This window comes from Synechococcus sp. EJ6-Ellesmere (assembly GCF_024345875.1).
Lineage (GTDB): Bacteria > Cyanobacteriota > Cyanobacteriia > PCC-6307 > Cyanobiaceae > Regnicoccus_A > Regnicoccus_A antarcticus.
This window is the reverse complement of record NZ_JAGQBY010000121.1, coordinates 1-9,265: the sequence shown is the minus strand read 5'-3', so window position 1 is coordinate 9,265 and position 9,265 is coordinate 1. Positions and strand designations below refer to the sequence as shown.

Annotated in this window: 8 protein-coding genes and 1 pseudogene; 4 read left to right on the top strand and 5 right to left on the bottom strand. The window is 66.3% G+C overall.

Annotated features, from left to right (window positions below; translation table 11 throughout):
- Nucleotides 1-865, top strand: a pseudogene (locus KBY78_RS12835) (ribonuclease J); the annotation flags it as partial.
- Nucleotides 866-896: 31 nt separating this feature from the next.
- Here the strand turns inward: KBY78_RS12835 and KBY78_RS12830 are convergent.
- Nucleotides 897-1,379, bottom strand: a complete 483-nt coding sequence (locus KBY78_RS12830; protein ID WP_255143910.1) for a hypothetical protein — start codon at nucleotides 1,377-1,379, stop codon at nucleotides 897-899.
- The gene (tilS, locus tag KBY78_RS16200) at nucleotides 1,376-2,470 is read right to left on the bottom strand and encodes a tRNA lysidine(34) synthetase TilS (RefSeq protein WP_261350212.1); all 1,095 of its coding nucleotides are present in this window, start codon (nucleotides 2,468-2,470) and stop codon (nucleotides 1,376-1,378) included. The genes KBY78_RS12830 and tilS overlap by 4 nt, the downstream gene beginning before the upstream one ends.
- Nucleotides 2,471-2,485: 15 nt before the next feature.
- Here tilS and KBY78_RS12820 point away from each other — a divergent pair, with 15 nt between their 5' ends.
- The 3 genes from KBY78_RS12820 to uvrB all read left to right on the top strand — a co-directional run bounded on the left by KBY78_RS12820 (nucleotide 2,486) and on the right by uvrB (nucleotide 5,829).
- On the top strand, nucleotides 2,486-3,247 hold the full coding sequence (locus KBY78_RS12820; RefSeq protein WP_255143909.1) for a DUF561 domain-containing protein: 762 nt from the start codon (nucleotides 2,486-2,488) through the stop codon (nucleotides 3,245-3,247).
- Between the two features lie 92 nt (nucleotides 3,248-3,339).
- A complete protein-coding gene (locus KBY78_RS12815) occupies nucleotides 3,340-3,771 on the top strand; it encodes a phage holin family protein (protein WP_255143908.1) in 432 nt (143 codons plus the stop codon).
- A 51-nt stretch (nucleotides 3,772-3,822) separates the two neighbouring features.
- A complete protein-coding gene (gene uvrB, locus KBY78_RS12810) occupies nucleotides 3,823-5,829 on the top strand; it encodes an excinuclease ABC subunit UvrB (protein WP_255143907.1) in 2,007 nt (668 codons plus the stop codon).
- A 120-nt stretch (nucleotides 5,830-5,949) separates the two neighbouring features.
- Here the strand turns inward: uvrB and KBY78_RS12805 are convergent, their stop codons facing one another.
- From KBY78_RS12805 to KBY78_RS12795, 3 genes are all read right to left on the bottom strand, one after another.
- On the bottom strand, nucleotides 5,950-6,660 hold the full coding sequence (locus KBY78_RS12805; protein ID WP_255143906.1) for a bifunctional 2-polyprenyl-6-hydroxyphenol methylase/3-demethylubiquinol 3-O-methyltransferase UbiG: 711 nt from the start codon (nucleotides 6,658-6,660) through the stop codon (nucleotides 5,950-5,952).
- Between the two features lie 194 nt (nucleotides 6,661-6,854).
- Nucleotides 6,855-8,189, bottom strand: coding sequence for an exopolysaccharide biosynthesis polyprenyl glycosylphosphotransferase (locus tag KBY78_RS12800; RefSeq protein ID WP_255143905.1), 1,335 nt, complete (start codon nucleotides 8,187-8,189; stop codon nucleotides 6,855-6,857).
- Nucleotides 8,189-9,265: ACT domain-containing protein (locus KBY78_RS12795; RefSeq protein ID WP_255143904.1), on the bottom strand; the 1,077-nt coding region annotated here is incomplete at its 5' end. The genes KBY78_RS12795 and KBY78_RS12800, both read right to left, overlap by 1 nt.

Genomic DNA, 9,265 nt, shown 5'->3' with positions numbered 1-9,265 from the left:
GCTGATGCTTGCGCTCACCCGGCCGAAATTCTTCGTGCCGGTGCACGGGGAGCACCGCATGCTCGTGTGCCACTCGCGCACGGCCCAGTCGATGGGGATTCCCGCTGACAACATGCTGATCATCGACAACGGCGATGTGGTGGAGCTCACCCCCACGACCATCCACAAGGGGGATCCGGTCAAGGCCGGTATCGAACTGCTGGATGCCTCCCGCAACGGCATCGTCGACAACCGCGTGCTCAAGGAACGCCAGCAACTGGCCGAGGACGGCGTCATCACCCTGCTGACCGTGATCAGCACCGATGGCGTCATGGGCGCCCCGCCGCGGGTCAACCTGCGCGGTGTGGTCACCACCGCCGATGCCCGCCGGCTCTCGATCTGGGCCGAGCGGGAGATTGGCTGGGTGCTGGACAACCGCTGGAATCAGCTGGCCCGCAACACTGGTGGTACGGCCCCCGAGGTCGATTGGGTGGGCGTGCAGCGGGAGATCGAAGTCGGTCTCCAGCGCCGCTTGCGGCGCGAGCTGCAGGTGGAGCCCCTGATCATCTGTCTGGTGCAGCCGGCTCCGGCGGGCACCCCGGCCTACAAGGGCCGTGCCGATGCAGAGCCGGACAGCCGCCCGGCCCCCCGCGGCGGTCGCCGGGAGAGCACAGGGCGTGAACCCGTGATCCGCACCCACGCGCCTGCTCCCCCCCAGCGGGTTCAGGCCTCTGGCGCTGGTGCTGTCTCAGCGACGGCCACCATGCCCGTCGCCACCAAGACCCCTGCAAGTGCCCCCGTTGTCCAGGTGGCGGAGACCAAGCCGGAAGAACCGGAGATGCCCGCGAACCGCGTGCGTCGCCGCCGCTCCACCGCCGCCAGCTGAAGGGCTGCTGGCTGGGCGGCTCTGTTGCCGCTCAGCCCAGCACCACCCGCAGCAGACCCTTGGCCAGCTCAGCTTCCTCCTCGGGACTGAAGCGCCGCTCGCCTGCTTCATCGCGGACGGAGGCGGCCGGCGGCTCGGCCAGCACGTCCACCCGCACAGCCTCCAGGCCGTTGTCCGGAGGAGCCGGCGCCAGGCTTTGTTCGGACTGGCTTAGCTCTGGCTTGCTCTGCTCGCAGAGCGCCAGTCCCTCGGCAGCCAGATCGTTGTAGGTGCTCCCCTTGGTAGCAGTGGCCTGCACCTGGCGGTAGAGCTCGCTGGCGTCTTCGGGCTGGCGCAATCCATAGAAGTGAATGTGCCCGAGCAACAGTTTCAGCCGCAGGCTGTGGGGATCACTGGCCTCGAGTCGTGTGTGCGCCAGCAGGTCCTCCCCCTCCTGCAGGGCCTCGGCGAAGCGCCCCTGGCTGTACGCCAGCTCCACGCTTTTGTAGGCCTGATCGAAGCCGCTGGATGTCATCGGTTGGAGGGGGCTGAGGCCGCACCGGGTTCGGGAGGGCCGGATGGATCCGCGTGATCGCTCGGTTCCGGCTGAAGCCACAGGCTCTGCCGGTCCCAGTGAAGGCTCCTGCCTCCGGGCAAAGCCAGGCTGCCAGGCCCCTGGCTCAGCGGCAACCGGCGCCTCAGGGCTTCAAGGCTCCGGGCCCCCAGCCGAACCCCGGCGCTGCGCTCCAGCCAGAGATCGAGCAGCAGCTCCTGGCTGCTGGCGGTGAGCTCGCTCAGTGGTTGGCGCTGCAGTTCTGGCCCCTGCTCAGGCCGGCCTGCGGCGAGTGGGGCAGCTGGCGTCTCCAGAGCCATGAGGGCCAGCAGGGCCAGCTCCTGGGTGAGCTCCTGGGTGCCTTCCAGGCGTTCGGCCAGTGCGCCCAGACGCCGCCAGGCCCCGGGATGGAGCTCCTCCAGCACCGGCAGCACCTCCTGGCGCAGGCGGTTGCGGCTGAAGCGGGGATCGGTGTTGCCTGGATCCAGCCACAGGGGCAGCTGCTGCTGCTTGCAGAAGGACGCGGTCTCGGCCCGGGGGAAGCCGAGCAGGGGACGCACCAACTCTATCCTGCCCCTGAGGGGACGCCGCGCGCGCAGGCTGCTCAGCCCCCGCAGGCCGCAACCCCTGGCCAGGTTGAACAACAGGGTCTCGGCACGGTCACTGCCGGTATGGCCGGTCACGACGCGGGTGCAGCCGAGGCTGAGGGCCTGCTGGTTCAACCGCTCGTAGCGCCAGCAGCGCCCAGCCTCCTCACGACCGCTGGCGGAGGAGGCCGGCGCAGCGGGGGCGTTCTCCACCCGGATGGGCAGGCCCAGCCCGCCGGCCCAGGCCGCCAGTTCCCCGGCCTGATCGGCGGCTTCCTTCCGCCAGCCGTGGTTGCCGTGCCAGAGGTGAAGCTCCCAGCCGTGCAGGCGCCGCAGCTCCAGAAGCAGAGCCGTCAGGGCCATCGAGTCCTGGCCACCGGAGATCGCCAGCAACAGCCGGCCCCCCTGGGGCAGGAGCAGGGGGTCCGTCAGCAGCCGCCGGTGCAGCCGGTGCTGCAGGGGACCCCATGGGAGAATGGCTTCCATCTGCCCTGCTCGCCGATGTCGCGCATCACCAGCCTGCCCGCCCCCCTGCAAGCGGCGCTGCATTCGCGGCGGCTGTTGAAGGTGATCGCCGGCTTGAGCAACTTCGAGGCGGCCAGCGTGGAGCGGATCAGCCGGGCTGCCGGGGCTGGTGGCGCCGACCTGCTTGATGTGGCCTGCGATCCGAAGCTCGTGCGCCTGGCTGCAGCGGCCTCCGGCCTGCCGGTCTGCGTCTCGGCCGTTGATCCGGATCTGTTCCCCGCTGCCGTGGCCGCTGGCGCCGCGATGGTGGAGATCGGCAATTTCGATTCGTTCTATCCCCAAGGGCGGATCTTCGGCGCCGAGGAGGTGCTCGCCCTCACCCGGCGCACCCGGGAGCTGCTGCCGGAGGTGGTGCTCTCGGTCACGGTCCCCCATGGACTCCCCCTGGATCAGCAGCAGCAGCTGGCCAGCGATCTGGCCGCCGCCGGCGCCGATCTGATCCAGACCGAAGGCGGCACCAGTGCCCGTCCCTTCAGCCCCGGGGCCCTTGGCCTGATCGAGAAGGCCGCGCCCACCCTGGCGGCGGCCCACGCCATCAGCCGGTCGGTGCAGATTCCGGTGCTCTGCGCCTCCGGACTCTCCGCCGTCACCCTGCCCCTGGCCATCGCCGCCGGCGCCCATGGGGTGGGTGTGGGCTCAGCTGTGAACCGGCTCGACGATGAACTCGCCATGGTGGCGGTGGTGCGCGGCCTGCGTGAGGCTCTGGCCCCAGCGCATGTGGCCGAGGTGGTCGGCTGAGGCTTCCTGCCGGCTTGTGACGGTTCGGCACCCCTGACTTGGCCAAGTCAGGGGGCTTTGATTAGCGTGAGGCAGACGCCGTGATGACTTCCATGGGCCCGTTCATCTGGCTTCTGCAATGGCCCATCCGGGCTGTCGTGCTGCTGATCGTGGGTGTGTTGCCCCTCGGGGTTGAGTTCAGCGGCTTCGGCACCGCCCTGCTCTCCGCGGTGGTGATCGGCCTGCTGGGAACGCTGCTGATCTGGCCTCTTAAGCTGGTGCTGGCACTGCCCTGGGCCATCACCAGCCTGGGTGGTCTGGTGACGCCGATCACCGCTGTCTACAACTGGGTGATCACGATCGTGTTGTTTGCCCTGGCGGCCTGGTTGATCCAGGGCTTCCGGCTCAAGAACGGTCTGATCAGTGCGGCCCTCGGCGCCATCGTCTACAGCGTGCTCAGTACCTTGATCCTGGGCTGGCTCGGCCTTGGTGTGAGCTTCACCCGGGCGGCCACTTCCCTCTCCGCTGCAGTCGGCGTGGGCTGATTCCTAGGATCAATATTGTCTTCGTCCAGGAGCCACCTGGATCCAGCGGCCATGGCGCGCTTCGAGCTCCAGGCTCCCTATGAGCCCAAGGGCGATCAACCCACGGCCATCGAAGCCCTGGTGGAGGGTGTCGATGCGGGTGAGCGCTACCAGACCCTGCTGGGGGCCACGGGCACCGGCAAGACCTTCACCATCGCCAATGTGATCGCCCGCACCGGCCGTCCGGCCCTGGTGCTGGCCCACAACAAGACTCTCGCGGCCCAGCTCTGCAATGAGTTGCGGGAGTTCTTCCCGAATAATGCCGTCGAATATTTCATCTCCTATTACGACTACTACCAGCCAGAGGCCTACGTTCCGGTCTCCGACACCTACATCGCCAAGACGGCATCGATCAACGAAGAGATCGATATGCTGCGGCACTCCGCCACCCGCTCGTTGTTCGAGCGCCAGGATGTGATCGTGGTGGCCTCGATCAGTTGCATCTACGGCCTCGGCATTCCCTCGGAATACCTCAAGGCGGCCGTGCGTTTTCAGGTGGGTGAGGCCCTCAACCTGCGTGGTTCCCTGCGCGAGCTGGTCAACAACCAGTATTCCCGCAATGACGTCGAGGTTGGGCGCGGTCGCTTCCGGGTCAAGGGAGATGTGCTCGAGATCGGCCCCGCCTATGAAGACCGCCTGGTGCGCATTGAACTCTTCGGCGATGAGGTGGAGGCGATTCGTTACGTCGATCCCACCACCGGTGAAATCCTGCAGAGTTTGGAAACCATCAATATCTATCCCGCCAAGCACTTCGTCACTCCCAAGGACCGGCTCGAATCGGCGATCGCCGCCATCCGCGACGAACTGCATCAGCGCCTGGAGGTTCTCCATGGCCAGGGCCGCCTGCTGGAGGCCCAGCGGCTGGAGCAGCGCACCACCTACGACCTCGAGATGCTGCAGCAGGTGGGCTACTGCAATGGCGTTGAGAATTACGCCCGCCACCTGGCAGGGCGCCCGGCCGGCACACCACCCGAGTGCCTGATCGACTACTTTCCCGATGATTGGTTGCTGGTGGTGGATGAGAGCCACGTCACCTGCTCCCAGCTCCATGCCATGTACAACGGCGACCAGGCCCGCAAGCAGGTGCTGGTGGAGCATGGCTTCCGCCTGCCCAGCGCCGCCGACAACCGCCCGCTCAAGGCCGCGGAATTCTGGTCGAAGGCCCGCCAGACGATCTTTGTGTCAGCCACCCCCGGGTCCTGGGAGATGGAGCAGAGCCACGGCCATGTGGCCCAGCAGGTGATCCGCCCCACCGGTGTGCTCGATCCGGTGGTGGAGGTGCGTCCCACCGAGGGCCAGGTGGATGATCTGCTCGGCGAAATCCGGTTGCGGGCCGGGCGGGATGAGCGCACGCTGATCACCACCCTGACCAAACGGATGGCCGAGGACCTCACCGATTACCTGGCTGAGAATGGTGTGCGGGTGCGCTATCTGCACTCGGAGATCCATTCGATCGAGCGGATCGAGATCATCCAGGATCTGCGCAACGGTGAATTCGACGCCCTGGTGGGCGTGAACCTGTTGCGGGAAGGCCTGGATCTGCCCGAGGTGTCTCTGGTGGCGATTCTCGATGCCGACAAGGAGGGATTTCTGAGGGCCGAGCGCTCCTTGATCCAGACCATCGGCCGGGCGGCCCGTCATGTGGACGGGACGGCCCTGCTTTATGCCGACAATCTCACCGATTCGATGGCCCGTGCCATCTCCGAAACCGAGCGGCGCCGAGCGATCCAGCAGACCTACAACGAGACCCACGGCATCATCCCCAGCGCTGCCGGCAAGCGGGCCGGCAATGCCATCCTCAGCTTTCTGGAGGTCTCCAGGCGCGCCCAGGATGAGGCGCCCACTGCTGAAGCCGAGCCGGCATCGTTTGCGATGGTGCCCCTCGATGCGCTGCCGGAGCTGATCCTGGAGTTGGAAGACAAGATGAAAGCCGCCGCCAAGAATCTGGAATTCGAAGAGGCCGCCAACCTGCGTGATCGCATCAAGAAGCTGCGCCAGAAACTGGTGGGGAGGACCTGAGCGCTATCAAACGGTCTCAGGTCATTCTTTCCTGAGCAATCTATATGCAGAATCTGGATCGGCAGTGAAGGACTTTACGCGGAAGTGCCATGTTTGCTCCATTGCATGTCTGGACTGGTATTAGGTCTCTTCTGCAGCTGGTTTCGGCACGGCCTTAATCACATATTGCATGGGCAAGGCATCCTGGATGGCCTGAGCAGGGTGATGGCCGATTTGGCTGGCGATTTGTCCAATTAGACTCATCGCACGTTCAGTGTGCTGATGTTGGAAAATTCTTGGCTGGATTGAATCAATTCGATACCCACTGCTTTCGAACAGCTGTCGCATTGTGAGCCGGGTGAACCAGCGCAGATGGGTGCGATCCATCAGTCCACTGTCGGTATACTCAAGTCTTCCTGTATTTAGGCGGAGCTGAATGCTCCAGTGCTGCATGTTTGGGATGCAAGCACATACACATGCTTCGGGATTGAGCAAGGATCTCAGGGATCTCAGGACCTGCCAGGGGTCGCGCAAATGTTCCAGCGTGTCGCCGAACACCCAGCACTGCGCCGGGCTGAGGCTGGCCAGGGTGCCGGTGCGGAACATCTCCTCGATGTCGCCGATTAACACCTCGTCGCAATGGGAGCGAGCCACAGCGGCGTAGGCTGGATCAATCTCAATACCAAGGTAATGACCAGTGGGATGCTTGTTCTTGAACGCCCTGGCTAGGGCGCCGCGGCTGCAGCCCACCTCCACAACACTTCTCACCAGTGGCATCACGGCAAGAAGGTCGTGATTCGGCAGATCGTGGGCGCCTGTTTGTTCCAAGATTTCAGATCGCTTGCAGGTCACGTGTCTTCGTCATCTAGCACGATACAGCGGGTGCAGATTTCGCTGGTCATGATTTGCTTAATTTTGAGGCCTCCTGATGGGCGAGTGCGAGAAGTATCTATGCCCACGTCACCCTTGAGCAGGCTGATGCTCATGTCGTGGCAGTGTCCATGGAGCGGCAGATGGCCACTGCGCAAGAAAACCCTGGCGCAGATTTAGCGCCCGGCGGCCTTGAGCACGATCTTGATCGTCTTGAACAGGATGAGCAGGTCGAGCCAGACGCTGCTGTTACGCAGATAGAAGAGGTCGTAACTCAGTTTCAGCTCAGCGTCCTCAACTGTGGAGGTGTAAGGCAAGTTCACCTGGGCCCAGCCGCTCAGGCCCGGCCGGATCCAGTGGCGCAGGCGGTAGTTGGGGATTCGCTGTTCCAGGTCCGTCTCCAGCTCAGGCCGCTCCGGTCGCGGGCCGATCAGGCTCATCTCACCCCGGAGCACGTTGATCAGCTGGGGCAGCTCATCGAGCCGGGTGCGTCGCAGCCACTGGCCCACCGGCGTGATTCGCCCATCGTTCGGACCCGACCAGATCGCCTCCCCTTCCACCTCTGCATCAGGGACCATCGTGCGCAGCTTGATCACCTCGAAGCGTTTGCCCTGCAGGCCCGTGCGCCTTTGCCGGTAGAACACCGGCCCGCCATCGCTCAGGCGGATCAACGCGGCGGTGACGGCCAGCAGCGGAGAGCACAGCAGCAGCAGCAGCAGACTCACCATGACGTCGGCATAGCGTTTGAGCTGTCGCTCGAAGCCGCCACTGCGCTGCACGGAGCGATCGGAGAACAGCAGCCACTGATCCACCACCCAGCGGGGCGGAATGCGCTGCAATTCCTGCTCGGCCGCCAGCGCCAGGGAGGTGACGGCACGGCCTTCCTCCAGGGCCCGGGCGCAGTAGTCGAGTCCATCGGGCAGTTTGAGCACCCCCTGGCTGAGGGCGAGGCCGCTGCTCTCGTTCTCCGTCGGCCCGCTCCTCAGCTGGCGAAAGCCATCGCCGAGCGTATGGATGGTGGGAGCCCGCATGGTCCCGATGCGCTCCCATTCATGGCGGATCGCCTCCTGCTCGCCGGGAAGGCTGACGATGTCCCACGGGTCCTGTCGGGTGGAGTGGGCCAGTTGGCGCAGCAGCAGCCGCACGCCACCGCTCCAGAGCGCCGCCAGGGTGAAGAGTGGCATCAGGCTGCCGCGGTGCAGCAGCGTCACCTCCGGCGCGGTGCGCAGCAGCCAGCCCACCACGGCGCCGGCGGCGATGGTGGCCGCACTGGTGATGGCCAGGCGCACCACCAGCTGGCTCCAGCGCAGGCGCCTCATCTTGAGGAGTGTGAACGACCCGAACAGCCAGCCGAGGCTGAGATAGATCACCACCAGCATCGCCAGCAGGCCCAGCTGATTGTCCAGATAGCCATTGCGCTCCCGGTCGATCCAGGCCGCCAGCAGGCAGACCCCCAGGGCATCGAGGCCCGCGGCCAGGGCCAGCCAGCGGCGGTGGCGCAACCAGTGCACTAGGCCGTGGCCTCCAGCGCCGAGCTGGTGCTGCCGCCCAGCTGGAAGCAGGCATGCACCGCCTGCAGGGCTTTGACCCCATCGGCTTCCGCCACCACACAGCTGGTGCGGATCTCGCTGGTGGCGATCATCTCGATGTTCACCCCGGCCTCCGCCAGGGCCCGGAACATGCGGGCGGCGGTGCCGGGGGTGCAGGGCATGCCCGAGCCCACGGCGCTCACCCGTGCGATGGCCAGGCCTTCCTCGAAGCGAGCCTCGGGCCAGGGGGCGAGCACCGGTTGCAGGGCGCCGCGGGCTCGGTTGAGATCGTCGCGTCGCAGGGTGAAGCTCATGTCGCGGCTGAGCTGCGGGCCGGAGCCGTGGGTGCGCTCCGACTGGACGATGGTGTCGAGGCTGATGCCGGCGTCGGCCAGGGCCCGGCAGACGGCTGCGGCCGTGCCGGGGCGGTCGGGAACCTGGCGGACCACCACCTGGGCCTGGTTGCGGTCGAGGGCCACGCCGCGCACCGCCGGATCGCTCACGTCGCAGGGGAGCGGGTTCTGGCGCAGCTGGTGCTCCTGCAGTTCGAACACCTCGGCGGCGGCGCGCAGGGCCCGCGCACCCTGGCTGCCCTCCACCAGGCAGCTCACCTTCACTTCACTGGTGGCGATCATGCGCAGGTTGATGCCGTAACGGGCCAGGGTGTCGAACAGGCGAGCGGCGATGCCTGGCCGCCCCATGATCCCGGCCCCGGAAATGCTCAGCTTGGCCAGCCCCGCCTGCGTGCTCAGGGCGCTCTCCTCCACCGCCAGCTCCTGGAGCAGGCTCCGGCAGACCTCCCGGGCGCCCTCCAGCTGGCTCTCCGAGAGGGTGAAGGCGATGTCGTTGCTGGCGCCGACATGGGTGGCCTGCACGATCAGATCCACGTTCAGCCCCGCCGCGGAGAGAGCGTCGAACAGCAGGGCGGCCCCCCCGGGGTGGTCGGGCACCCGGGTGAGGGCCAGCACCGCCTGGTGGTTCTCCAGATCCGCCCCGTCCACCGGACGGCCCAGCTCCAGCCCCTCACTGCCGATCGGTCGGGCCATGCCGCTGGAGAG